Source organism: Stenotrophomonas sp. STEN054 (assembly GCF_056854535.1).
In genome coordinates, this window is the sequence record NZ_JBXFWG010000008.1 from 79,626 (window position 1) to 103,131 (window position 23,506).

Annotated in this window: 18 protein-coding genes and 2 tRNA genes; 10 read left to right on the top strand and 10 right to left on the bottom strand. The window is 67.6% G+C overall.

Annotation, left to right across the window (positions count from 1 at the left end; translation table 11 throughout):
* Window positions 1–64: 64 nt before the first annotated feature.
* Window positions 65–1,759 (bottom strand): thiol reductant ABC exporter subunit CydC, encoded by a 1,695-nt coding sequence (gene cydC, locus AC1VXD_RS04980; RefSeq protein ID WP_482991114.1) that lies wholly within the window; start codon window positions 1,757–1,759, stop codon window positions 65–67.
* Window positions 1,756–3,504 (bottom strand): thiol reductant ABC exporter subunit CydD, encoded by a 1,749-nt coding sequence (gene cydD, locus AC1VXD_RS04985; protein WP_482991115.1) that lies wholly within the window; start codon window positions 3,502–3,504, stop codon window positions 1,756–1,758. The genes cydC and cydD overlap by 4 nt, the downstream gene beginning before the upstream one ends.
* A gap of 223 nt (window positions 3,505–3,727) precedes the next feature.
* On the opposite strand from cydD, the gene AC1VXD_RS04990 reads away from it, so the two are divergent.
* From AC1VXD_RS04990 to pgaD, 10 genes are all read left to right on the top strand, one after another.
* The gene (locus tag AC1VXD_RS04990) at window positions 3,728–5,311 is read left to right on the top strand and encodes a cytochrome ubiquinol oxidase subunit I (protein WP_482991116.1); all 1,584 of its coding nucleotides are present in this window, start codon (window positions 3,728–3,730) and stop codon (window positions 5,309–5,311) included.
* Window positions 5,312–5,326: 15 nt separating this feature from the next.
* Window positions 5,327–6,481: a cytochrome d ubiquinol oxidase subunit II gene (gene cydB / locus AC1VXD_RS04995; RefSeq protein WP_482991117.1), complete on the top strand. Its 1,155-nt coding sequence runs from the start codon at window positions 5,327–5,329 to the stop codon at window positions 6,479–6,481.
* 59 nt (window positions 6,482–6,540) lie between these two features.
* The gene (cydX, locus tag AC1VXD_RS05000; protein WP_482991118.1) at window positions 6,541–6,657 is read left to right on the top strand and encodes a cytochrome bd-I oxidase subunit CydX; all 117 of its coding nucleotides are present in this window, start codon (window positions 6,541–6,543) and stop codon (window positions 6,655–6,657) included.
* Between the two features lie 55 nt (window positions 6,658–6,712).
* Window positions 6,713–6,789: transfer RNA gene (locus tag AC1VXD_RS05005), tRNA-Pro, on the top strand.
* A 141-nt stretch (window positions 6,790–6,930) separates the two neighbouring features.
* Window positions 6,931–7,007 (top strand) — tRNA-Pro (locus AC1VXD_RS05010).
* Window positions 7,008–7,197: 190 nt separating this feature from the next.
* A complete protein-coding gene (locus tag AC1VXD_RS05015) occupies window positions 7,198–8,403 on the top strand; it encodes an MFS transporter (RefSeq protein WP_482991119.1) in 1,206 nt (401 codons plus the stop codon).
* Between the two features lie 470 nt (window positions 8,404–8,873).
* Window positions 8,874–10,913 (top strand): poly-beta-1,6 N-acetyl-D-glucosamine export porin PgaA, encoded by a 2,040-nt coding sequence (pgaA, locus tag AC1VXD_RS05020; RefSeq protein WP_482991120.1) that lies wholly within the window; start codon window positions 8,874–8,876, stop codon window positions 10,911–10,913.
* Between the two features lie 10 nt (window positions 10,914–10,923).
* Complete coding sequence (gene pgaB, locus AC1VXD_RS05025; RefSeq protein ID WP_482991143.1) at window positions 10,924–12,810, top strand: poly-beta-1,6-N-acetyl-D-glucosamine N-deacetylase PgaB; 1,887 nt, start codon at window positions 10,924–10,926, stop codon at window positions 12,808–12,810.
* A 1-nt stretch (window position 12,811) separates the two neighbouring features.
* Window positions 12,812–14,065 (top strand): poly-beta-1,6-N-acetyl-D-glucosamine synthase, encoded by a 1,254-nt coding sequence (gene pgaC / locus AC1VXD_RS05030; RefSeq protein ID WP_482991121.1) that lies wholly within the window; start codon window positions 12,812–12,814, stop codon window positions 14,063–14,065.
* Window positions 14,062–14,553, top strand: coding sequence for a poly-beta-1,6-N-acetyl-D-glucosamine biosynthesis protein PgaD (gene pgaD, locus AC1VXD_RS05035; protein WP_482991122.1), 492 nt, complete (start codon window positions 14,062–14,064; stop codon window positions 14,551–14,553). The genes pgaC and pgaD overlap by 4 nt, the downstream gene beginning before the upstream one ends.
* Window positions 14,554–15,428: 875 nt before the next feature.
* On the opposite strand, the gene AC1VXD_RS05040 is transcribed toward pgaD, so the two are convergent.
* The 8 genes from AC1VXD_RS05040 to AC1VXD_RS05075 are packed head-to-tail and all read right to left on the bottom strand — an operon-like array spanning window position 15,429 to window position 23,453.
* A complete protein-coding gene (locus AC1VXD_RS05040; RefSeq protein ID WP_482991123.1) occupies window positions 15,429–16,697 on the bottom strand; it encodes a glutamate-5-semialdehyde dehydrogenase in 1,269 nt (422 codons plus the stop codon).
* Window positions 16,694–17,851 (bottom strand): glutamate 5-kinase, encoded by a 1,158-nt coding sequence (proB, locus tag AC1VXD_RS05045; protein ID WP_482991124.1) that lies wholly within the window; start codon window positions 17,849–17,851, stop codon window positions 16,694–16,696. Before proB ends, AC1VXD_RS05040 begins: the two co-directional genes overlap by 4 nt.
* A 10-nt stretch (window positions 17,852–17,861) precedes the next feature.
* Entirely contained in the window at window positions 17,862–18,125 is a 264-nt protein-coding gene (locus AC1VXD_RS05050) for a YciI family protein (protein WP_482991125.1), read from the bottom strand.
* Window positions 18,125–19,420 carry an argininosuccinate lyase gene (argH, locus tag AC1VXD_RS05055; protein WP_482991126.1) on the bottom strand — a complete coding sequence of 432 codons (1,296 nt, stop codon included), beginning with the start codon at window positions 19,418–19,420 and terminating at the stop codon, window positions 18,125–18,127. Before argH ends, AC1VXD_RS05050 begins: the two co-directional genes overlap by 1 nt.
* A gap of 33 nt (window positions 19,421–19,453) precedes the next feature.
* Complete coding sequence (gene argC / locus AC1VXD_RS05060; protein ID WP_482991127.1) at window positions 19,454–20,407, bottom strand: N-acetyl-gamma-glutamyl-phosphate reductase; 954 nt, start codon at window positions 20,405–20,407, stop codon at window positions 19,454–19,456.
* On the bottom strand, window positions 20,404–21,006 hold the full coding sequence (locus tag AC1VXD_RS05065) for a GNAT family N-acetyltransferase (RefSeq protein ID WP_482991128.1): 603 nt from the start codon (window positions 21,004–21,006) through the stop codon (window positions 20,404–20,406). Before AC1VXD_RS05065 ends, argC begins: the two co-directional genes overlap by 4 nt.
* A 5-nt stretch (window positions 21,007–21,011) precedes the next feature.
* On the bottom strand, window positions 21,012–22,340 hold the full coding sequence (locus tag AC1VXD_RS05070) for an acetylglutamate kinase (protein WP_367382731.1): 1,329 nt from the start codon (window positions 22,338–22,340) through the stop codon (window positions 21,012–21,014).
* Window positions 22,341–22,364: 24 nt separating this feature from the next.
* Window positions 22,365–23,453, bottom strand: coding sequence for an acetylornithine deacetylase (locus AC1VXD_RS05075; RefSeq protein ID WP_200753575.1), 1,089 nt, complete (start codon window positions 23,451–23,453; stop codon window positions 22,365–22,367).
* Window positions 23,454–23,506 lie beyond the last annotated feature (53 nt).

The following is a 23,506-nucleotide window of genomic DNA, read 5'->3' on the forward strand; positions in this document are numbered from 1 at the left end:
GATGAGTGTAAAGCCGAGCCCATGCTCGGCTGCCTTCTGCGCGGAGCCGAGCATAGGCTCGGCTCTACAGTAGATCCACGCCATGCGTGGATTCCCGCTGCAACACGCCGTCACGCAAACGGTACTGCGCATCGACCACGCCGTCGGGCAGGTCGTCGTGGGTGATCATCAACAGGCTGCGCCCCTCCAGCAATCCAGCCAGATCCTGCAGCAGCGCATGCGCGGCATCCACGTCCAGGCCTTCGGTCGGTTCGTCCAGCAACAGGATCGGTGCATTGCGCAGCAGCGCGCGCGCCAAGGCCAGCCGCCTTGCCTGCCCGGCCGACATCGTCGCGCCGTTCTCGCCCACCCAGGTCTGCAGGCCGCCATTGCGCTCGGCCCACTCAGCCAGCCGCACGCGGCGCAGTACCGCCCACAGGGCGTCATCGCCTGCCTCTGGATCACCCAGCCGCAGGTTCTCGGCCACGCTGCCGGCAAACACCGGCGCGTTCTGCGGCAGCCATGCCAGCTGCCGGTGCCAGTCTTCCTGGGCGAACTCGCGCAGGTCGCGACCGCCGTAACTCACCCGTCCCTGCTGCGGATCCCACAGGCGCAGCAGCAGGCTCGACAGCGTGGTCTTGCCACTGCCACTGTCGCCGCGGATGGCGATGCGCTCACCCGGTGCCAGGCTCAGCTGCAGGCCCGCCAGTACCGGCCGCGCCGCACCCGGCCAACGGAAGTGCACGTTCTCCCACTGTACGGCCGCTCCGTTGGGCACTGCCTGCGGCGCTGCCGGGTCCTCCACCGTCGGCGTCTGCTCGACGATGGACTGCAGGCGGTCCGCGGCGATGCGGCCGGACTGCAGCGACTGCCAGGCCAGCCCCATGCCCGCCCACAACTCGATCATCGCTACGGTCAGGAACACCAGGCCGGCGGCCATTTCCGCGGGAATGCTCTGCTGTTCGGCCGCCTGCAGGGCCAGCGCCAGCATCGCCACCAGACCCAGCCCAGCCACCAGGCCGTGCAGGGTCGAGGCGGCGATCAGCCGCCAGCGTCGACGCCGGTCGCGCGAGGCCAGCTGCTTGGCCGCCACCCGCACCTTCAGCTGCCACGCGGCGTCGGCATGCAGCGCGGCCAGATCACCCGCCCCCTCCAGGCCTTCGAATGCAGCGGTACGCAGTGCGGTGCGGTGTGCGGCACGGTCGGCCTCTTCGTCGTCATGCCCGCGTACGCCCAGCCACGGCACGCCGAAGCCGATCAGCAGCGCCAGCACGGCCAGCAGCACGGCGGCCGAGGGCAGGATCGGCGCCGCCGAAACCACCGCCACCAACGACAACGCGCCCAGCGCCACCAGCGGCCCGATGGCGCGCACCAGCAGGCCGTCGACTTCACCGATGTCACCCAGCAGGCGCGCCAGCAGATCGCCAGTACGCGTGGCACCCAACCGCGCCGGGGCCAGCGGCAGCGCGCGGCGGAAGAACCACACGCGCAGGTCGCGGGCGATGCGCAGGGTGGCATCGTGGCCGACCAGCTTTTCGAAATAGCGCGAGACGATGCGCGCCATGGTCAGGCCGCGGATGCCAGCCGATGGCGAGAAGAAATTGAAGCCCTGCGCCAGGCCAGCGGCACCGGCCAGCGCGGCGGCGGTGAGGAAGCCACCGGACAGGCCCAGCAGCGCGGTGCCGGCCAGCATCGTGACCCACAGCAGCAGCACCGTCAGCAGCAGGCGCGGTCGGTGGCGCAGGAACACCGCGCGCAGCGAATCGGCCGAGCGGCTCATGCGCGCAGCGCCTGTGCCGGATCGACCAGGCGCCCTTCAGGCAACAACAGGCAGCGGTCGGCCCAGGCGATCACCGCCGGGCTGTGGGTGGCCACCACCACGCTGCGGCCACGCGCGTAAGCGGCCAGGCTGCTCAGCAACGCCGCTTCGGTCTCGCCATCGAGGAAGGCGGTCGGCTCATCCAGCAACAGCACCTGCGGGTCGCGCAGCAACAGGCGGGCCAGGCCGATGCGCCGCGCCTCGCCACCAGACAGGCCGAAGCCGCGCTCGCCGATCAGCGTGTCCAGCCCCTCCGGCAGGCGCCGGGCGAACTGCAGCACCTGCGCCGCCTCGGCCACCGCGCGCAGGCGTGCATCGCTGGCACCGGGGTCGGCCAGCCGCAGGTTGTCGGCAATCGAACCATGGAACAGATAGGGGCGCTGGCTGGCGTAGGCCACCTGCACGCCGGCGCGTTGCTGCACCCGCCCGGCACGCGGCGGCAACCAGCCGGCCAGCGCTTCCAGCAGCGTGCTCTTGCCCGAGCCGCTGGGGCCGACCAGGGCCAGCCGCTGGCCGGGTTCCAGCCGCAGGTCCACGCCCTGCAGCACATCGTGTGGGGCACCGAGCGGGCGCAGCACCAGACCCTGCGCCTGCAGCGGCGGCAAGGCGGCCTCGGCCGGCTCCACCGCCAGCGGTGCCGGCGGTACCTCGGCCACCGCTGGCTCCCCGGGCAGCGACAGCAGCAGCCGCTCGACTTCGGCAGCGGCGGCCAGCGCATTGGCGCGGTCGTGGTAATGCGCGGCCAGCCGTCGCAGCGGTGCGTAAAACTCCGGCGCCAGCAGCAGGCAGAACAGACCCCCACCGAGCGTCGGCACCGTCGCATGCAGGGACATCAGCCCCAGGTAGCTCAGGCCGAGGTACAGCGCGACCATCGCAACGCTCACCGAGGCGAAGAATTCCAGCACGGTGGAGGACAGGAAGGCGATGCGCAGCACCTTCATCGTGCGCACGCGCACCCCTTCGGCAGCCGCTTCGATGCCGGCCAGTTCGGCCTCGCCCTGCCCATACAGGCGCAGCAGGCCCAGCCCCTTGATGCGGTCGGCGAAGTGACCGCTCATGCGCGCCAGTTCACCCAGCTGCGCGCGACCGGCGGATTCGGCACCCCAGCCCACCAGCATCATGAAGAACGGCACCAGCGGCGCGGTGAACAGCAGGATCAGCGCGACCACCCAGTCGACCCACGCCACCGCAGCGAGGATCAGCAGCGGCACCACCACCACTTCGGTGCGCACCGGCAGGAAGCCGCTGTAATAGTTTTCGATGGCATCGCCGTGGTGCAGCATCAGCTCGCCCAGCTCGCCGGTGCGGCGCTGGCGCAGCCACAGCGGGCCGTGGCCGAGCAGGCGCGCGAACACGCGTTCACGCAGGGCCAGCCGGGCCGCATCGGCGACGTCCCCGGCGGCGGCCTGGGTGGCGCTGCCCAGCAGCGTGCGCAGCACCAGGATGACCGCCAGCGCGGCCAGCACCGGCAGGCCATCGGCCAGCGGCGCGCGCTCCACCAGCACCGTCTGCACCAGCCAGGCGATCGCGGCCGCCTGGCCGATCAGCAGGGCACCGGACAGGCTGATGCACAGGGCCGCCAGCCGCCGCCGGCCGCGCGCGGCATGGGCCAGGCCGGCCAGCCAGGCGGTGCGGGCACGCCGTTGCAGGGTCGATTCCTCCTCCGCGGTGCGGGGCTCGGCAGCAGTAGGTTCGGCAGCGCTCAAGGTCTTCACAGGCAACGGGGATGCTCCGCATTGTAGGCCCAGGTCGCAGGCGCCCCTGCGGCAGGCGGTCGCAGGCGTCACGGGAAAGGCATACGATCCCCTTGGACACCTGTTCATACATTGATCTGGATCAAGGCTGTTTGAAGTAGTCGGTCACATCATTCACCCGAAGACCACCCTTCCCGCCACCTGCAACGGCACTATCCAACGAGGTAGCCAGGCCATGATTGATCAGACAGTCGTAGAACTGTCGCGGCTGCAATTCGCTCTGACCGCGATGTACCACTTCCTATTCGTACCACTCACGCTCGGCCTGTCCTTCATGGTGGCCATCATGGAGAGCGTGTACGTCATGACCCGCAAACAGGTCTGGCGGCAGATGACCCTGTTCTGGGGCACGCTGTTCGGCATCAACTTCGCCATCGGCGTGGCCACCGGCCTGGTGATGGAATTCCAGTTCGGCATGAACTGGTCGTACTACAGCCACTACGTGGGCGACATCTTCGGTGCGCCGCTGGCCATCGAAGGCCTGATGGCCTTCTTCCTCGAAGCGACCTTCATCGGTCTGTTCTTCTTCGGCTGGAAGCGCCTGAGCCCGGTCAAGCACCTCACCGTCACCTGGCTGATGGCGCTGGGCACCAACCTGTCGGCGGTGTGGATCCTGATCGCCAACGGCTGGATGCAGAACCCGACCGGTGCGGTGTTCAACCCGGACACGATGCGCATGGAAGTGGTGGACTTCGCCGCGGTGCTGTTCAACCCGGTGGCGCAGGCCAAGTTCGTGCACACCGTCAGCGCCGGCTACGTGACCGGTGCCATCTTCGTGATGTCGATCAGCGCCCTGTACCTGCTGCGCAACAAGCACAAGGACATGGCCCGTCGCTCGTTCGCGGTGGCCGCGGCGTTCGGCCTGCTGTCCTCGCTGTCGGTGGTGGTACTGGGTGACGAGAGCGGCTACGCCGCCAGCGAGCACCAGAAGATGAAGCTGGCCGCGATCGAAGCGATGTGGGAAACCGAGCGTGCGCCGGCCGACTTCACCGCCTTCGGCATTCCCAACCAGACCACGCACCAGAACGACTACGCGATCAAGATCCCGTATTTGATGGGCCTGATCGCCACCCGTTCGCTGAACCAGCCGATTCCCGGCATCCTGGAACTGGTGGACCGCGCCGAGCACCGCATCCGCGGTGGCCAGCTCGCCTATGGCGCACTGGAACGCATCAAGAAGGACAAGACCGACCTGCAGGCGCGCGAAATGTTCGACCGCCACTGGCAGGACCTGGGCCATGGCCTGCTGCTGAAGCGTTACCGTGAGGACATCCTCAATGCCACCCCGGAGGAAATCTCCAAGGCCGCGATGGATACCGTGCCGCGCGTGGCACCGCTGTTCTGGACCTTCCGCATCATGGCAGGCCTGGGCTTCTATCTGATCGCCTTCTTCGCCCTGGCGTTCTACTTCTCCTGCCGCAACACCTTCCAGGACAAGCGCTGGTTCCTGAAGCTGGCCGTGTGGAGCCTGCCGGCGCCGTGGATCGCGATCGAATGCGGTTGGTTCGTGGCCGAGTACGGCCGCCAGCCGTGGGCGGTGGATGGCGTGCTGCCCACCTTCTACGCCGCGTCGGGCCTGGCCCTGCATGAAATCCTGACCACGCTGGCGGTGTTCACCGCGCTCTACACGGTGCTGCTGGTCATCGAGATCAAGCTGATGCTGAAGGCGATCCGCACCGGCCCGGATGACATCCTGCCGACGCTGCAGGCCGACATCCGCCCTGTTTCCCCCACTGCAGCCGCTGCCGGACAGGCCTGAGGCAGGAGAATCCAGATGGAATTCATTGCACTTGATTACACCACGCTCCGCGTGATCTGGTGGCTGCTGCTCGGCATCCTGCTGATCGGCTGGGCGGTGATGGACGGCTTCGATCTCGGCGTCGGCACGCTGCTGCCGTTCGTGGCGAAAACCGATGAGGAACGCCGGCGGGTGATCAACACCGTCGGCCCGGTCTGGGAAGGCAACCAGGTCTGGCTGGTGCTGGGCGGCGGCGCGATCTTCGCCGCCTGGCCGCCGCTGTATGCGGTCAGCTTCTCCGGCTTCTACCTGGCGGTGTTCGCGATGCTGTTCGGCCTGATCCTGCGGCCGGTCGGCTTCAAGTACCGCAGCAAGATGCCGTCCCGGCGCTGGCGCGACAACTGGGACCGCGTGCTGTTCGTCGGTGGCCTGCTGCCGGGCCTGATTGCCGGCGTGGCGGTGGGCAACGTGCTGCTGGGCGTGCCGTTCCACTTCGATGACACCCTGCGCGTCACCTACACCGGTTCGTTCTTCGGCCTGCTCACACCGTTCGCGCTCATCGCCGGCCTGGTCAGCGTGGCCATGCTGGTCTCGCACGGTGCAGCCATGCTGGTCATCAAGACCGACGGCCCGGTCGCTGAACGTGCCGCACGCTACGGCAGCATCGCCGCGCTGATCAGCTTCCTGCTGTTCGCGGTGGCAGGTCTCTGGGTCGCCTTCGGCCTGCCCGGTTACCAGATCACCTCGCAGGTGGTGACCGACGGCCCGACCAACCCGCTGCTGAAGACGGCGGCGATCGGCACGGCTGCCGGTGGCTGGCTGCGAAACTACAGCAGCATGCCGGCCACGATCGTGTTCCCGGTGCTGGGCCTGCTGGGTGCGCTGGCCAGTGCGGCGCTGCTGCGTGCACGCCGCGGCGGCCTGGCCTTCATCGCCTCGGGCGCGTCCATCGCCGGCATCATCCTCACCGTCGGCTTCGCCATCTTCCCCTTCCTGCTGCCGTCCTCCAGCCAGCCCACCTCCAGCCTCACCGTCTGGGACAGCTCGTCCAGCCACCTGACGCTGTGGATCATGCTGCTGGCCACGGCCATCTTCCTGCCGATCATCCTCGCCTACACCACCTGGGTGTACCGCGTGCTGAAAGGCAAGACGACGGTCGAAGAAATGGGCGACAACCCGAACGCGTATTGATGGATTGCATCCGTGCCGACCCACGGTCGGCATCTGCCCCAAACGAAGGAGATACGAGCATGTGGTATTTCGCCTGGATCCTCGGCACTGGCCTGGCCTCCACCGTGGCCATCCTCAACGGCATGTGGTTCGAATCGCGCGAGCGGAACCGCCTGGAGGAAGAAAACAGTCGCTGAGCTGTAAAAAAACCTTGCCGCCTTGGCCTTCACACGGTATCTTAGGCGGCTCCTTCGGGGTGTAGCTCAGTCTGGTAGAGCGCTACGTTCGGGACGTAGAGGTCGCAGGTTCGAATCCTGTCTCCCCGACCACTTCGGTGGTCGCATTGAAGCCTGGTGAAGTCTTCCAGGCTTTTTTGTTCCCTGAAGGATTCCACTGCTTCGGCAGTGTGAAGAAACACCATTTACCCCTTGCCGCCATCGGGGTGAATGGATAGAATAGGCGGCTCCCTTCGGGGTGTAGCTCAGTCTGGTAGAGCGCTACGTTCGGGACGTAGAGGTCGCAGGTTCGAATCCTGTCTCCCCGACCACTTCAGTGGTCACCAAGAAGCCTGGAAGACGACAGTCCTCCGGGTTTTTTTGTGCCTGTCGCTTGGCGGCATCCCGCCCGGCCCCGCCCCGTACAATGGGCACCCTTTCCCCCACCCCTGCACCGGCCTGGCCCGGTGCCGGCGCTGCACGCCCAAGACGCCGCGTGCGCCACCTGCAAGGACCCGCCGCATGACGTCCCCGACTTCGCCCTCACCCTCGCTGCTGCACGGCCGCCTGCTGGCGTTCGCCGCCATCATGCTGGCGGCGGTCAACCTGCGTACCGCGGTCACCTCCATCACTCCGCTGCTGGACGTGCTCGGCCAGCAGTTCGGCTTCGGCACCACCATGACCGGCGTGCTCGGCATGCTGCCCACCGCCTCGTTCGCGCTGTTCGGCGTGGCGACCCCGGCCGTGGCCCGGCGCCTGGGCCTGGAGCGCACCACGCTGCTGGCGATGACCCTGGCCATGGCCGGCCTGCTGCTGCGCTCCAGCGCCGGCAACGTCGGCACGCTGCTGCTGGGCTCGGTGATCGCGTTGGCCGGCATGGGCATCGGCAACGTGGTGGTGCCGCCGCTGGTGAAGCGCTACTTCGCCAACAAGGTCGGCACGATGAGCACGCTGTACATCAGCGTGCTGCAGCTGGGCACGATGACGCCGGCGCTGCTGGCGGTGCCGGTCGCCAATGCCGCGGGCTGGCGCGTGTCGCTGGGCATGTGGGCACTGCTGGCGCTGGCCGCCGCCCTGCCCTGGCTGATGCTGGCCCGCCGCGCGCCGAAGCCGGTACAGGACGGCAGCGATCCCACCGCGCAGCCGCACGGCCGGGTCTGGCGCACGTCGCTGGGCTGGAGCATGACGCTGATGTTCGGCATGACCTCGCTGATGACCTATTCGATGTTCACCTGGCTGCCGCGCATCGTGGTCGAAGCCGGTGCCACGCCGGCGTTCGGTGGGGTGATGGTGGCGGTGTTCTCGGCGCTGGGCCTGCTGCCGTCGCTGGTCATTCCCTCGCTGGCGGTGCGCCTGCCGAACCCGTTCCCGCTGGTGCTGATCGGCTTCTTCGCCTTCGTCATCGCCTTCACCGGCCTGCTGCTGGCACCGCTGAAGGCGCCGCTGCTGTGGGCGGCGATGCTGGGCGTGGGCCCGTCGACGTTCCCGCTGGCGCTGACGCTGATCAACCTGCGCACGCGCACCCCGACCGGGTCAGCGGCGTTGTCCGGCTTCATGCAGGGCGTGGGCTACAGCTTCAGCTGCCTGGGGCCGTTTATGGTGGGCTGGCTGCATACGGTCAGCAATGGCTGGGGGCTGCCGTTCGGCTTCCTGTTCGGCTGCGCGGCGCTGATGCTGGGCGCGTCGTGGGTGGCGTGCAAGCCGCGCAAGCTGGAAGACCTCTGGTAAGGGGTTGGGTTGCTGCGGCAGGGCTGCGCCCTGCACCTGCCAAGGTCAACGGCAACGGCAACAACGGCTCTGGGTTTCTGTTTGCTGGGCGCGGCGGTGTGGGTGGATGAACGTGGTCGGATCTCGAATCTGAAGGGATGCACACGTCTCTCTCACGATGCTTCTACACATCGCTTCGGCATCTGCTGACGTAGGGTGTCCAATCATGACGCGGAGGGGCTGCCGTTCCGGGCGGCTCCAGACTCCGGGTCAGGGCGGCGCCCGGCGGACGCCTTGGGCGCCGCTGAAAGACCTGAAAAAGTGGTTGGTTGTCAGGGAGTTGCGATGAGCTTGACCGGTCTGGCAGGACTATTGCGTCTTAGCTGTAAAGGCAGGCTCTGGCCACCGCGGGAGACGGCCAGGCACAGCTGGCATGTGATGTGCGTCACACTTTCATCGCATCGTTGAAGTAGGGATGCTAAGGGGGTTTCATGATTGTCCACCGTCCGCTGGCGCTCTGCGTCGGCCTGGCCTGCGCCGCCTTGGCGTTCGGGGCCCATGCTGCTTCGCTGCCGGCCAGTATCAGCCGCGCTGACCGGATGGCCGAGATCGGCCACTACCGTGACCAGGCCCGCTGGGTCGATGCGCTGGCCGCGATCGAGCGCTCGCAGCTGCATGAGCCCAACGACCCGCTGCTGTACAAGCTGCAGGTCCTGACCCTGGGCGACATCGGCAATGCCGACCGCGCCTGGCGCCTGTACCAGGCGCGGCCTGAGCTGTTCGATGCCGACCAGACGGCGCGCCTGGAGGCGAACTACATCGCCAAGCGGGTGAACTGGAGCCTGGCCTACGGCCAGAGCGAAGACAGCCGCCTGGACGAAGCCGAAGCCTCGCTGGCGGAAATGGAGCAGTACGTACTGCGCGACGGCACACCGCTGGCGCAGGCGCCGCTGCGCATCCGCATGGACCGCCTGATCCTGCTCAACCGCCTGTCCCGCCATGCCCAGGTGCGCGATGAAGCGCGCGCCCTGCAGCAGGAGGGCCATGCCCTGCCCGACTACGTGCTGCCTGCGGTCGGCGATTCGATGATGGCCACCCAGCACCCGGACGAGGCCATTCCGCTGCTGCAAGCGGCAGTGAAGAACGATCCGTCGCGTTTCCAGTCGCGTTCCGAACTGGCCTACGCCTACCTCGAGACCGAGCAGGCCGAGACGGCCATCGGCTACCTGGAGACGTGGCAGAAGGACGAGCCGGAGTGGCGCTGGGGCGGCGGCAAGAGCCCGTACGCCAACTGGGCGCGCTATGAGGCCGACCTCAACCTGTCGATGATCCGCGCCTACAGCGGCGACCTGTCCACCGCGCAGCGCGAGCTGGAAGCCCTGGTCGACGTCGGGCCGGGCAATGGCGGGCTGCAGACCGCGCTGGGCAGCGTCTATCAGATGCGCGGCTGGCCGCGGCGGGCGCTCGAACGTCACCAGATGGCCTACACCCTCGACCCGCGCGATGTCTCGCCGCGGATCGGCATGTACGAATCCTACGTGCAGCTGCAGCGCGACGACCTCGCGCGGCCGCTGCATGACGATCTGCTCGAGCGCTACCCCAACCAGCCCTCGGTCCAGCGGATGGACCGCGACTGGCGTGCCCATCGCGGCTGGCAGCTGCAGGCCACCGTGGAAGGTGGCCGCAGTTCCGGCGGCGGCGGCAGCTCACCGCTGGGCAACGACGACCTGCATTACGGCACCGAAGTGGCCTCGCCCATCCTCGATGACCGCTGGCGCCTGTTCGCCTTCGCCGACCGGCGCTCGGTGACCTTCCAGGACCAGAAGATCAATCCGCTGTGGATCGGTGCCGGTGCGCGCTACCGCTTCGGCCGCGTCGATGCCGAGGCCGCCGTGGTGCGGCCCAACGACAGCATCGGCGACACCGGCCTGCGCGGTGGCTTCGGCTGGCAGTTCAACGACCAGTGGCACGCCGGCGTGACCGCCGCACGCAACGACCCGGAAGCTTCGATGCAGGCGCGCGTGTCTGGCATCACCGCCGACAGCGTGGCAGTGGCCGTCGACTACACCCGCAACGAGCTCACCCACTGGAGCCTGGGCGGCAGCCAGTTCCGCTACGACGACGGCAACCGCCGCGACACCCTCAACACCGCGATCGAACAGCGCCTCCTGACCCGCCCGCGCGTGATCATTGATGGCCTCGGCAGCCTCTACACCAGCCGCGGCTCGCGTGACGACGTGCCCTACTTCAACCCTTCGCGTGACCGCTCGGTGGAGATCGGCCTGCGCATCGACCAGCAGCTGTGGCGCCACTACGAACGCCACTTCCGCCACCGCTTGACGATGTCGCTGGGCGATTACTGGCAGGAAGGATTCGGCAGCTCGCTCATTCCCACGGTGGCCTACCGCCACGAGTGGCAGTTCGGCCAGGGCAGGATCTTCGAATACGGCGTGAGCTGGTCGCGGCCGGTCTACGATGGCCAACGTGAACGTCACATCGGCTTCGATGCCGCGCTGCGCTGGGGAGAGTGAGATGGAACGGATGCTTCGATACCTGATGACCGTGCTTCTGCTGGGGCTGGTGCTGCTGGCCCTGCCGGCCCCTGCCCAGGAGCGCGACCTGGATTCGGCCGACAACGGCCTGCTGGTGCTGAGCTACCACGACATCCGCGACGATGTGCGTGAGAAAGGCGATGCCGATGCGTACGCGGTCAGCACGCAGAACTTCGCTGCGCACCTGGACTGGCTCAGCGCGCACGGCTACCACCCGATCTCGCTGTCGCAGCTGATCAAGGCCTCGCGCGGCGAAGCCCAGCTGCCGCCTCGGCCGGTGCTGCTGACCTTCGACGATGGCCTGCGCAGCGTCTACAGCCGCGTCTACCCGCTGCTGCGTGCCTACAACTACCCGGCGCTGGTGGCGGTGATCACCGACTACGTCGACATGGCCCCGGGCCGCACCATCGACTACGGCTACCGCCCGTTCGGCCACGATGACTTCCTGACCTGGGACCAGCTGCGGGAGATGCAGGCCAGCGGCCTGATCGAACTGGCCAGCCATACCGACAACCAGCACCACGGCGTGCAGTCCAACCCGCAGGGCAACCAGACCCCGGCGGTGATCACCCGGATCTACGATCCGCAGACCCGGCACTATGAGACCGCGCAGCAATACGAAAAGCGCCTGCGCGACGATCTCGCGCTGAGTGTCAAGCGCATCCAGAAGGAACTGGGCGTCACCCCGAAGGCGATCGTGTGGCCGTATGCGGCCTACAACAAGCTGAGCAACGACATTGCCGAACAACTGGGCATGCCGGTGTCGTTCGACCTGGAAGGCCGCAGCACGCCGGTCACGTCCGATCTGCACGGTCTGGCCCGCCTGCTGGTGACCAACAACCCGAACGTCAGCTCGCTGGCCTTCGAACTGCGCCGCAACGTCAGCCTGGACGGCACGCGTGCGCTGCAGATCGACCTGGATGCGGTCTACGACCCGGACCCGGCACAGCTGGCACGCAACCTCGACAAGTTGATCGACCGCGTCAAGAAGGTGGGCCCGACCCACGTCTACCTGCAGGCCTTCGCCGATCCCGATGGCAACAACACGGCCGACGCGCTGTACTTCCCCAACCGTCACATGCCGATGCGCGCGGACCTGTTCAACCGCGTGGCCTGGCAGCTGAAGACCCGTGCTGGGGTGAAGGTCTATGCCTGGCTGCCGGTGCTCGGCTATGAGCTGCCGGATGCGGCGCAGCGCACCGCGCTGGGCATCGCCAGCCCGGAACGCGACGGCATGTACCGGCTGGATTTTACCAAGGCGCAGGCGCGGCAGATCATCAAGGACATCTACGAAGACCTGGCGATCAATTCGTACTTCGAAGGCCTGCTGTTCCATGACGATGCCTACGTACGCGACACCGAACTGGCCCAGCTGCCGCAGGAAGGCGCCGATGGCGGGCGCACCCAGGCGCTGATCGACTTCACCCTGGAACTACGCGACACCGCCCAGCGCTGGCGGCCGAAGCTGGGCACCGTGCGCAACCTGTACGCGCAACCGGTGCTGGAGCCACAGAGCGCCAGCTGGTTCGCCCAGCGCCTGGATTTGTTCAACCTGGCCTATGACCGCACCGCGCTGATGGCGATGCCGTGGATGGAAGGCAGCAAGCACCCCGAGCGCTGGCTGGACCGGCTGGTCAGGGCGGTGCGCGCGCACGATCCGGACCTCAAGCACACGATGTTCGAGCTGCAGACCGTGGACTGGCGCACGCAGACGCCGATCAGCGGCCAGCGCCTGCGCGCGCAGGTCCGCCGGCTGCAGGCACAGGGCGTGCGCCATTTCGCGTGGTACCCGGACGATTTCATTGCCGACAAGCCGTCGACCACGGACACGCGCGCCGCGATGTCCGCGCGCAACTTCCCGTATCCGGAGAAGTGACATGGACATGAGCCCCTGGCTGTATGCCCTGTTCCAGTTCGCCTTCTTCTACCCGATGGTGATGGCGTTCTTCTGGATGTCAGGCGGCCTGTACTATTTCTTCCGCCGCGAGCGGAAGTCGCGACCGCGCAACGATCCGCCGCCGATGGACAGCTACCCGTTCGCCACGCTGTTGATCCCCTGCCACAACGAATCGGACAACCTGGACGACACCATCGGCGCGGCACTGGCGCAGCGCTATCCGGATTTCGAAGTGATCGCCATCAACGATGGCAGCAGCGACGACACCGGTGCCCGCCTGGACGCCCTGGCCGCCCTGCACCCGCGCCTGCGCGTGGTGCACCTGGATCGCAACCTGGGCAAGGCCAATGCGCTGCGCATGGGTGCCCTCGCCTCGCGCTCGGAGTACCTGGTGTGCATCGACGGCGACGCGATGCTGGAAGAGTTCGCCATGCACTGGATGGTCTGGCACCTGACCAGCGGCCCGCGCGTGGGCGCGGTGACCGGCAACCCGCGCATCCGCAACCGCTCCACCCTGCTCGGCCGCCTGCAGGTGGCCGAGTTCTCGTCGATCATCGGCATGATCAAGCGCGCGCAGCGCGTGTACGGGCGCATCTTCACTGTGTCCGGGGTGATCGCCGCGTTTCGCCGCACGGCCCTGCACCGCATCGGCTACTGGGCCGACGACATGGTGACCGAGGACATCGACATCAGCTGGCGACTGCAGCTGGACCACTGGGACATCCGCTACGAACCCAACGCGCTGTGCTTCATCCTGATGCCGGAAACGCTGAAGGGTCTCTGGCGGCAGCGCCTGCGCTGGGCGCAGGGTGGCGTGGAAGTGCTGCTGCGGCACGGCTCGTCGTTGTTCAGCTGGCGCAAGCGACGCATGTGGGGTGTGCTGTTGGAGTACATCCTCAGCGTGTTCTGGGCGTACACGATGCTGCTGATCGTGGTGCTGTGGGCGCTGGGCAAGTTCATGCCGCTGCCGGCCCCGCTGCACATCGAGACGCTGCTGCCGCAATGGCACGGCGTGATCCTGGCCCTGGTCTGCCTGCTGCAGTTCGCCAGCAGCCTGATCATCGACCGTCGTTACGAAACCCACATTGGACGCAACTACTTCTGGGTCATCTGGTACCCGATGGCGTACTGGTTGATCAGCCTGTTCACCACCCTGGTGGCGCTGCCGAAGACGCTGTCCAAGCGCCGCGGCAAGCGTGCCACCTGGGTCAGCCCTGACCGGGGGATCCGATGAACGCCGTACGTGACACGACCGGGAAAAAGTCGTCCAACCGCTTTGATTCGCGATTGATCCAGAAGTCGCGCCAGCAGCCGCGCCTGCAGCGCACGGCCTGGGGCTTCGTGACCCTGGCGTTCTGGGGTTTCTACTTCTACCTGTGGGCACCGCTGGTGACCCTGGTGTCCTGGCTGCTGGGCGGGCACCTGGCCTACGTGCAGCTGTACCAGCGCAAGCAGCACGTGGACCCGTTCGTGATGATCGCGCTGCCGGTCATCCTGGTCTGCTGTTCGCTGCTGCTGATCGCCTGGGCGGAGTACAACCGCTACCGGTTTGGCGGCAAGGAAAGGCGCGCGCCGCGAGAGGATTCCAGCCGCGCGGACATCGCCCATGCACTGGGTGCGACAGATGCACTGGCCGAGCAGCTGATGAATGCGAAGGCGGTGACGCTGCACATGGACGACAACGCGCGGCCGGTGGGGATGACGCGGCAGCCGCTGCTGTAAGGGATGGGTGTTGTTTCGGCAGGGCTTGCAGCCCTGCACCTGCAGAATCAACGTCAACGTCAACGTCAAATGCCTGCATTCCGTGGGATGGCGGGGCACTGTGGTTTTGCGGGGACGCCGTAAACCCATCCATGGGGGCTTGGTCGCCGCTTGCTCGTGTGCGCTGTCCTGCGCACACGGCAAGACCGGGGTTGGGCGTCCTGCCCAACCCGCCCGAGGCATGCCTCGGGCCCATGCGGCTCACACCCCGCAAACCCACAGTGCCCCGTCTTCGACAGGTTCACGCCGCTGTTGGTAGGTGCCGACCGTTGGTCGGCACATCTGTCAGATACCGAATGAATTCATCCACGCATGGCGTGGCTCTACTGTGTCGATCCCGCGCTGCTGTTGGTGGGTGCCGACCGTTGGTCGGCACATCTGTCAGATATCGAATGAATTCACCAATGCCGACCAACGGTCGACACCTACCAAGGCCGGACGCCGTTCCAGTAGATCCACGCCATGCGTGGATGAAATCTCTCAGATATCGAAACTCCACATTGGGGCCAGAGCCCGTTGCGCAGCAACCGGATCCGACCCCGTGCTTCGGCAGATCGCGGCCAACTGTCGAAGGCGGGGTGGGTCCGGTTGAGGGGGTGTGAGCCGCATGGGCCCGAGGCATGCCTCGGGCGGGTTGGGCAGGACGCCCAACCCCGGTCTTGCTGTGTGCGCAGGACAGCGCACACGAGCATGCGGCGACCAAGCCCCCATGGATGGGTTTACGGCGTCCCCCTCAACCGGACCCCCCCCGCCATCCCACGGATAGTCAGCTTCTGCCGTTGACGTTGACGCTGATTCAAAGCAGGTGCAGGGCTGCAAGCCCTGCAAGCCACTCCCTACCGGGTCTGCCCTTCGCCGCGCACCACGAAACGTTCGACCGTCAGCGCTTCCAGTCCCATCGGCCCATACGCATGCAGCCGCGTGGTGGAAATGCCGATCTCGCTGCCCAGGCCCAGCTGGCCGCCATCGGAGAAGCGCGAGGACGCATTGACCATCACCACTGCCGAGCGCAGTGCGTTGACGAAGCGCTCGGCATTGGCTGCGTCTTCGGTAGCGATCACTTCGGTGTGGTCGGAGGTGTAGGTGCGGATATGCGCGATGGCGGCGTCGAGATCGTCGACCACGCGCACCGCCAGCACCAGGTCGAGGAATTCGGCCGCGTAGTCCTCATCGGTGGCGGCCGTGCTGCCCGGCAGCAGCGGCTGCGCGCGTTCGTCGGCACGCAGCTGCACGCCACGTTCGCCCAGTGCCTGCGCCGCGCGCGGCAGGAACGCCTCGGCAACGTCGCGGTGCACCAGCAGCGTCTCCAGCGAATTGCAGGCCGCCGGGCGGCTGCATTTGCCATCCACAAGCAGGGCAACGGCCTTGTCCAGGCCGGCGCTGGCATCGACGAACAGGTGGCAGACGCCCTTGTAGTGCTTGATGACCGGCACGCGCGCGTGCTCGGCCACGAAACGGATCAGCCCTTCGCCGCCACGCGGAATGGCCAGGTCGATCAGCTCGTGCAGCTGCAGCAGCTCCAGCATGGCCTCGCGGCGCAGGTCGGTCAGCACGGTCACCGCGGCCGGTGGCACGCCGTTGGCCTGCATTGCCGCGGCCAGTGCCTGGGCGATGGCGGTGTTGGAATGGATCGCCTCCGAACCACCGCGCAGGATCACGCCGTTGCCGGCCTTCAGGCACAGCGCGGCGGCTTCGGCGGTCACGTTCGGGCGCGCTTCGTAGATCATCGCGATCACGCCCAGCGGCACGCGTACCTTCTGTACGCGGATGCCGTTGGGGCGCACGTCGTCGCGGGTCACCTGCCCCACCGGATCCGGCAGCGCGGCCACGTCGCGCACGGCCTCGGCCATCGCGAACAGGCGCGCCGGATCCAGTGCCAGGCGGTCGAGCATCGCACTGCCGACGCCCTTCTCGCGTGCAGCGACGAGGTCACGGGCATTGCCGGCCAGGATCGACCCGGCGTTCATTTCCAGGGCCTGGGCCATGGCCTGCAGCAGCCTGCCGCGTGCGGCGCTGTCCAGGCCGGCGACCACCTGGGCCGCGTCACGGCAGGCACGTGCCTGCGCTTCGATCTCACTCATATGGGTGTCCTGCAGTCCGGTCATGGCAGCACCAGGTCGTCGCGATGGACGACGGTACCGCCGTAGTTGTAACCGAGCACGGCCTGGATGTCGCGGGAATGGCGGCCGGCGATGCGGCGCACGTCATCGGCGGCGTACTGGCTGACGCCGCGGGCGACGCAGAGGCGACCCTGCGGGGCCTGCCAGCACACCTGCACCATGTCGCCGCGGCGGAAATCGCCGTCGGCACCGGTGATGCCGCCGGGCAGCAGCGAGGCGCCCTTCTCGCGCATCGCCTGCGCTGCACCGGCATCGACCACGATCGCGCCCTCGGCCAGCGGTGCGTGACGCAGCCAGTGTTTGCGTGCGGCCTCGCGGCTGCGCGCGGCGTGGATGCGCGTGCCGAACAGGCGATCCTGCGCCAACGCACGCACCACGTCGCCGCTGCGGCCGTTGAACAGATAGGTTTCGATGCCGAGCCGGCCAGCCTTGGCCGCGGCTTCCAGCTTGGTGCGCATGCCGCCGGTCCCGGCGCGCGAACCGGCACCGCCTGCCATCGCCAACACCGCCTCATCCAGCTCCGGCACGTCGTGCAGCGGCCGCGCGTCGGCGACGGTGCGCGGGTCGGCGCTGTACAGGCCGTCGATGTCGGTGGCGATGAACAGCGCATCGGCATCGACCAGCGCGGCCACGGTGGCGGCGAGATTATCGTTGTCGCCCAGCTTGAGTTCGTCCACCGACACGGTGTCGTTCTCGTTGACCACCGGCAACGCGCCCAGGCGCAGCAGCTCGGTCAGCGTGGCGCGTGCATTGAGGTAGCGGCGACGGTTGCGCAGGTCGTCGTGGGTCAACAGTACCTGGGCAACCGGGCGTTCGAAGAAGCGCTGCCAGAGCCCGATCAGCTGTGCCTGGCCGAGCGCGGCCAGCGCCTGCCGCGCGGCCATCGCCGCACCCGGCTCATCGGCACGCGGCAGGATGGCGCGGCCGGCGGCGACTGCGCCGGACGAGACGATGACCACCTCGCGACCGGCCAGCACATTGGCCGAGACGAACTGGGCCAGGCCCAGCGCATGGCGCGGCGACAGGCCACCGCCATCGGCGGCCAGCAGGCTGCTGCCGACCTTGAGCACGGCACGCCGCCACGGCGGCAGCGCTTGTTCGGGGAACGGCGAGGCGACGTGGGTGGCGTGCAGGGTCATCAGGTGCGTCTCAGCGGGTGTTCCATTCGTGCACGGTCAGGTGCGAGGCCTGCATCGTCACCAGCGGATCAGTGGCGACGATGGCCTGGGCTTCGGCAAGGCTGCCCACGTTGCGCAGCAGGTAGGCGCCGCCGGTGCCATCGCTGAAGCCACCGGTCAGCTGCAGCTGGCCGCGCTCGCGCAGCGCCTCGAGGAAATCCAGGTGCGGCTGCACGGCGGCGGCGTTGAAGTCGGGCCGGCGCATGGCCAGCACCAGGTAGACGGTGCCCGCCATCAACCCAGCGCCTGCCAGCGCGTACGCAGCTCATCCAGGCGCAGGTCGGCGGCCGAACCGGGCGACACGCGCGCGGCCAGGCTGCCTTCCGGCGTGCGGCCCTGCCCTGCACTGTCGGCACCGGCGGCCGCGGCCTTGTAGGCCTCGCGGAACGGTACGCCGGCCACGGCCGCTTCCACCGCCACGTCGGTGGCGTACATGCCCGAATCGATCGCCGCGCGCAGCCTGTCGTCGCGCCATTCCAGGTTGGCCAGCAGCGCCGGCAGCAGCTCCAGCGCGGCCAGGCCGCGGCCGAAGCCGTGGAAGATGGCGCCCTTCGAAGATTGCAGGTCGCGGTGGTAACCCGACGGCAGCGACAGCAGCTGCTCGATCTCGGTGCGTGCCGCAGCCACGCTGGCGTGGGTGGCGCGCATCAGTTCGATGACGTCCGGGTTGCGCTTGTTCGGCATGATCGAACTGCCGGTGGTGTACTGCGCCGGCAGCGCGACGAAACCGAACTCGGCGCTGGTGAACAGCGAAAGATCCCAGGCGATGCGGCGCAGATCCAGGGTCGCGCCACCCAGCGCTTCCAGTGCGGCCAGCTCGAACTTGCCGCGCGACAGCTGCGCGTAGATCGGCGAGATCTGCATGCGCGCAAAGCCCAGCACAGCGGTGGTGTGTTCGCGGTCCAGCGGCAGGTTCACGCCGTAACCGGCGGCGGTGCCCAGCGGATTGGCGTCGACCAGCGCATGGGTATCACGCGCGCGCACGGCGTTGTCGATGAAGGCCTCGGCCCAGCCGGCCCACCACATGCCCGCCGAAGAGACCACGGCGCGCTGGATGTGGGTGTAGCCGGGAATCGGCAGGTCCTTCTCGGCCTGCGCGCGGTCCAGCGCGACCTTGGCCACTTCGGCGCTGAGCTGGGCCACGCGCTGCAGCTTTTCCTTCAGCCACAGACGGGTGGCGACCAGGATCTGGTCGTTGCGGCTGCGGCCGGTGTGGATCTTGCGGCCGGCATCGCCCAGGCGCTCGGTCAGGCGGGCTTCGATGGCCGAGTGGCCATCCTCGTATTGCGTATCAAGCACGAAACTGCCCGCGCGGAAGTCCTGCGCCAGCACCTCCAGTTCGCGCAGCAGGCCTTCCAGCTCGTCGGCGCTGAGGATGCCGATGTGCTGCAGGCTCTGCGCGTGCGCGGCGCTGGCGGCGATGTCGTGCAGGAAGAATTCGCGATCGAGGATCACGTCATCGCCGGCGAGGAAGGTCTGGATCTGGGCGTCGACGGCGACGCCGGGCTTCTGCCAAAGAAGGTCTGCCATGGGGGGCTCCGGGAAGGCGGTAACTAAGCGGTGTCAGTGCGGGATCGACGTCAGTTCGTCGATGCCCAGCGCGAGGTTGAGGTTCTGCATGGCCTGGGTGGCCGCGCCCTTGAGCAGGTTGTCCAGGGTCGCCACCACCACCACCCGCTTGTTGCCCGGGGCCAAGGTGAAGCCACCGACCTGCGCGCCATGGCGGCCGGCGATGTGGCTGACCCACGGCGCTTCGTCCATGATCTCCACGAGTGCTTCTGCGGCGTAGGCCTGCTGGAAGCGCTCGACGATCTGCTCGCGGGTCTGTGCGCGGTTGAGCCACAGGTTGGCGGTGAGGGTGATGCCACGGAAGTGCGGGGCCACGTGCGGCATGAACTCGACCGGCACGCCCAGCTGCGCGGAGACTTCGCGCTCGTGCATGTGGTTGGTCAGCGAATACGGCATCAGGTTGTCGGCCAGCAGCTCCGGATTGTTCTTGTCCGAGGGCGAGGTGCCGGCACCGGAGTAACCGGAGACACCGAAGCACTGTGGCGGACCGGCCAGCAGGTCCAGCAGCGGGTGGATCGCCAGCTGCATCGCCGTTGCGTAGCAGCCCGGGTTGCTGATGTGCTTCTGGCCCTGGTAGCGGCCGCGGGTCAGTTCCGGCAGGCCGTAGTACCACTGGCCGTCGAAGCGGTAATCAGCCGACAGATCGACGATCACGGTCTCCGGCCTGGCAGCCTGGATGGCGGCCACGAACGGTGCGGCCAGCCCATTGGGCAGGGCCAGGATCACCGCGTCCACGCCCTTGGCAGCCACGGCATCGGCGTCCAGGTTTTCGTAGTGCAGCTCACCCTTGTATTCGGGGTGATGGTCGGCCAGGGGCTTGCCAGCCAGCTCGCGCGAGGACACGAAGGCGAGCTGCAGGCGCGGGTGCGTGGCGACCAGCTTGATCAGCTCGGCGCCGGTGTGGCCGCGGGCACCGACAATGCCCAGGGTGAAAGTCGAATCGTTCATGCGTGATGGTCCAGGCGGTGCTGCAGGTGGCGCTTCACGCCCTGCCATTCCGCGTCGATGATGGAAAAGATGACGGTGTCGCGCGGCGTGCCGTCGGCATGCCGGGTGTAGTTGCGCAGCACGCCGTCCTGCTTCGCGCCCAAGCGGGCGATGGCGGCGCGCGAGGTGTTGTTGAACCAGCTGGTTTCCAGCACCACGCTGATGCAGCCCAGGGTCTCGAAGGCGTGCTGCAGCAACAGCAGCTTGGCCTCGGTGTTGACCCCGGTGCGCTGCACGCGCGGGGCGTACCAGGTGTAGCCAAGGCTGAGCCGCGGCACGCCCGGCTCCAGCGCATAGAACCGCGTGCTGCCGACGATCGCGCCGGCCGCATCACGGATCACGAACGGCAGCACCTTGCCTTCGGCCTGCACGTCCAGCGCGGCCTGCACGTAGTGCCCTGCCCGCTCCGGCGACGGCACCTGGGTGTACCAGAGCTGGTCCAGGCCGCTGCCTTGCAGCGCCGCGGCCAGGCCGGGCACATGCTCAACCTGCAGCGGCTCCAGCATCACGTGCTGGCCGCGCAGGGTGGGTACGGTGGACCAGGCATCGGCGTGGTTCATCGCGCTCAGTCCTTCAGGCTCGGCGGGCGCGCGGCGCAGTGGTCGACGTAGGTCTTGATGCGGTCGATGCCATCGGCGCCGAACCAGAACACCTTCCAGGTGTTCTGCTTGTAGCAGCCATCGGACTCGGCGTAGTAGAAGTGGTTGATCGGGTTGCCGTTGCGCGAGCGCCAGAACAGCTGCGGGGTTTCTTCCAGCATCACGTTCCAGACCGCACGGCCCAGGCCCTCGCCCTGCGCGTCATCGAGCACGGCGAACTTGTCCAGGTACACGCCTTCGGCTTCGTCGGTGAGGATGACCGCAGTGCGGTAGTTCTCGCTGACATAGGCGCGCAGCAGCCTGGTCTTCTCGAAGTAATCCGGCACCAGGGTGCGGCCGAAGCTGGATTCGATCAGGCCCTTCAGGCGCGGCAGGTCCAGTTCGTCCCAGCCGGTGGCGCGCAGCACTTTCTCGCCCTTGCGCACCAGCGTGCCCGAGCCCTTGTGGGTGAACAGTTCCTTGGCCAGGTCGGCCGGGCGGGTGATCGACACCGACGATTCCAGCGGCAGGCGGTCCAGCAGGTCCTTGATCTGCTCGATCTTCACCTTCATGCCGCCGTGGATCCACGGCTGCGCGATCAGGTGGTCGTATTCGGTGGACAGGTTGATCGAATCGATCACGCTGCCCGACTCGTCCAGCAGGCCGCCGGTGCCGGTGAGGAAGATGATCTTGTACGGCTGCAGTTCCTGCACCAGCTCGTTGGCGGCGAAATCGGCGTTGACGTTGAGGATCTGGCCGCCGGCGGTCTCGCCCAGGCTGGTGATGACCGGGATCGAACCGGCGCGCAGGCTGGCCTCGATCGGGGCCAGGTTGACCCGCTTCACTTCACCGACCAGGCCGTAGGTGTCCACGTCCAGGTATTCGGCTTCGAACACGCCGCCGGTGATGGAGGTGGCGCGCGCACCATTCTGCTGCAGGGCCTCGACCAGGCGCAGATTGGACTGCTGGAACACGCGGCGCACGATCGCCAGCGCTTCCGGCGAGGTCACCCGCAGGCCGTTGACGGTCTGCTTCTCGATGCCGGCGGCCGACAGTTCGGCATCCAGCTGCGGGCCGGCACCGTGCAGCACGATCGGGGTCAGGCCGACTTCCTGCAGGAACGACAGAGAGGAGGTCAGTGCTTCAAGATCGTCGCGCAGCACCGCGCCGCCGACCTTGACCACGGCGAAGCGCTTGGCGTCCAGCTGCGAGAAACGCTTGAGGTACTGGCTGATCTCCTTCGCGCTGGCCATGCTGGAAAGCAGGCGCACGATGGTCTGGCGGGTCTGGCGGTGGGGCTGGAGGGCAGGAGACATTTCGGTTTCGTCAGAAGGTAGGTATCAGGCGCCGGCGGCGATGATGCGATGCACGGCGTCGGTGTAGCGCTGCAGCTGATCCAGCGTCACGAACTCATCGGCGGTGTGCGCCTGGGCGATGTCGCCCGGGCCGAACACCATCGTGGTGTAGCCACCGGCCGAGAACAGCGAGGCTTCGGTCCAGAAATCCACGGCGTTGCCGATCGGCAGCTCCAGCGCATCGGCCACGTCGCGCGCCAGCAGGCGGCGGTTTTCGGCTTCGGCGATGTCACCGGCAGGCAGGCTGGGGCCACGGAAAGTTTCGGTGAACAGTGCGGCGTCCGGTTCGGCGAAACCGGCGAAGGTGGCCAGCAGCGCATCGATGTCCATCGACGGCAGCGGGCGGAAGCCGAAACGCACTTCAGCGGCCGGGGCGATCATGTTCGCCTTGATGCCACCCTCGACGCGACCGATGTTGAAGCGCAGGCCGGTGAGGCCGCCGAAGCGCGCCGAGGCCAGTGATTCCACATGGTCCAGCGCGCGGTTGCCCCAGCGCATGGCCTGGTGCAAAGCACTTGCGGCCGCATCCTGCTTGCCCGAGGCATGGCCGGCACGGCCGGCAAACTGCATCAGCACCGAGCTGATGCCACGGTGGGCCAGCACGGCCTCGCTCATGGTCGGCTCGGCCACCAGCACCGCTTCGTACGGCAGGCCACGGGCCAGGAACGCGGCGATGCAGCGTGGGTCGTTGGCTTCCTCGTCGCTGGAGAACAGGAACGCGGCGTCGCCATCGCTGGCATTGGCCGCGGCCACCAGCGCAGCGGCCGCGCCCTTGATGTCACACACGCCGAGGCCGACCACGCGGTCGTCCAGGCGGCGCATCACGTGCGGGTCGGCACTCCAGTGCGGCGAGTCCGGCACGGTGTCCAGGTGCACGTTGAACAGGTACTTCGGCGTACCGCGCACGGCGTACAGGCTGACCGCACCAGCACCGTGGTCGATCACCTCGACGTTGAAGCCGGGCAGGTTCGCGCGCAGGTAATCGAAGATGCCACCGGTGGTGATCGCACGCGGCGGGTTGCGGGTGTCGAAGGACACCAGGGCCTGCAGGTGATCGAGCGTCTGTTCAAGCATGAATCAACAATCCTGTGGAATTCCGCCGGGCATGGCCCGGCGCTACCGGAATG

What these genes read in the sequence shown, in the direction of transcription:
- cydC (WP_482991114.1), bottom strand. Translation starts at nt 1,759, where the DNA reads ATGAGCCGCTCGGCCGATTCGCTGCGCGCGGTGTTCCTGCGCCACCGA.
- AC1VXD_RS04990 (WP_482991116.1), top strand. Translation starts at nt 3,728, where the DNA reads ATGATTGATCAGACAGTCGTAGAACTGTCGCGGCTGCAATTCGCTCTG.
- cydB (WP_482991117.1), top strand. Translation starts at nt 5,327, where the DNA reads ATGGAATTCATTGCACTTGATTACACCACGCTCCGCGTGATCTGGTGG.
- cydX (WP_482991118.1), top strand. Translation starts at nt 6,541, where the DNA reads ATGTGGTATTTCGCCTGGATCCTCGGCACTGGCCTGGCCTCCACCGTG.
- AC1VXD_RS05015 (WP_482991119.1), top strand. Translation starts at nt 7,198, where the DNA reads ATGACGTCCCCGACTTCGCCCTCACCCTCGCTGCTGCACGGCCGCCTG.
- pgaA (WP_482991120.1), top strand. Translation starts at nt 8,874, where the DNA reads ATGATTGTCCACCGTCCGCTGGCGCTCTGCGTCGGCCTGGCCTGCGCC.
- pgaB (WP_482991143.1), top strand. Translation starts at nt 10,924, where the DNA reads ATGCTTCGATACCTGATGACCGTGCTTCTGCTGGGGCTGGTGCTGCTG.
- pgaC (WP_482991121.1), top strand. Translation starts at nt 12,812, where the DNA reads ATGGACATGAGCCCCTGGCTGTATGCCCTGTTCCAGTTCGCCTTCTTC.
- pgaD (WP_482991122.1), top strand. Translation starts at nt 14,062, where the DNA reads ATGAACGCCGTACGTGACACGACCGGGAAAAAGTCGTCCAACCGCTTT.
- AC1VXD_RS05040 (WP_482991123.1), bottom strand. Translation starts at nt 16,697, where the DNA reads ATGACCGGACTGCAGGACACCCATATGAGTGAGATCGAAGCGCAGGCA.
- proB (WP_482991124.1), bottom strand. Translation starts at nt 17,851, where the DNA reads ATGACCCTGCACGCCACCCACGTCGCCTCGCCGTTCCCCGAACAAGCG.
- AC1VXD_RS05050 (WP_482991125.1), bottom strand. Translation starts at nt 18,125, where the DNA reads ATGGCGGGCACCGTCTACCTGGTGCTGGCCATGCGCCGGCCCGACTTC.
- argH (WP_482991126.1), bottom strand. Translation starts at nt 19,420, where the DNA reads ATGGCAGACCTTCTTTGGCAGAAGCCCGGCGTCGCCGTCGACGCCCAG.
- argC (WP_482991127.1), bottom strand. Translation starts at nt 20,407, where the DNA reads ATGAACGATTCGACTTTCACCCTGGGCATTGTCGGTGCCCGCGGCCAC.
- AC1VXD_RS05065 (WP_482991128.1), bottom strand. Translation starts at nt 21,006, where the DNA reads ATGAACCACGCCGATGCCTGGTCCACCGTACCCACCCTGCGCGGCCAG.
- AC1VXD_RS05070 (WP_367382731.1), bottom strand. Translation starts at nt 22,340, where the DNA reads ATGTCTCCTGCCCTCCAGCCCCACCGCCAGACCCGCCAGACCATCGTG.
- AC1VXD_RS05075 (WP_200753575.1), bottom strand. Translation starts at nt 23,453, where the DNA reads ATGCTTGAACAGACGCTCGATCACCTGCAGGCCCTGGTGTCCTTCGAC.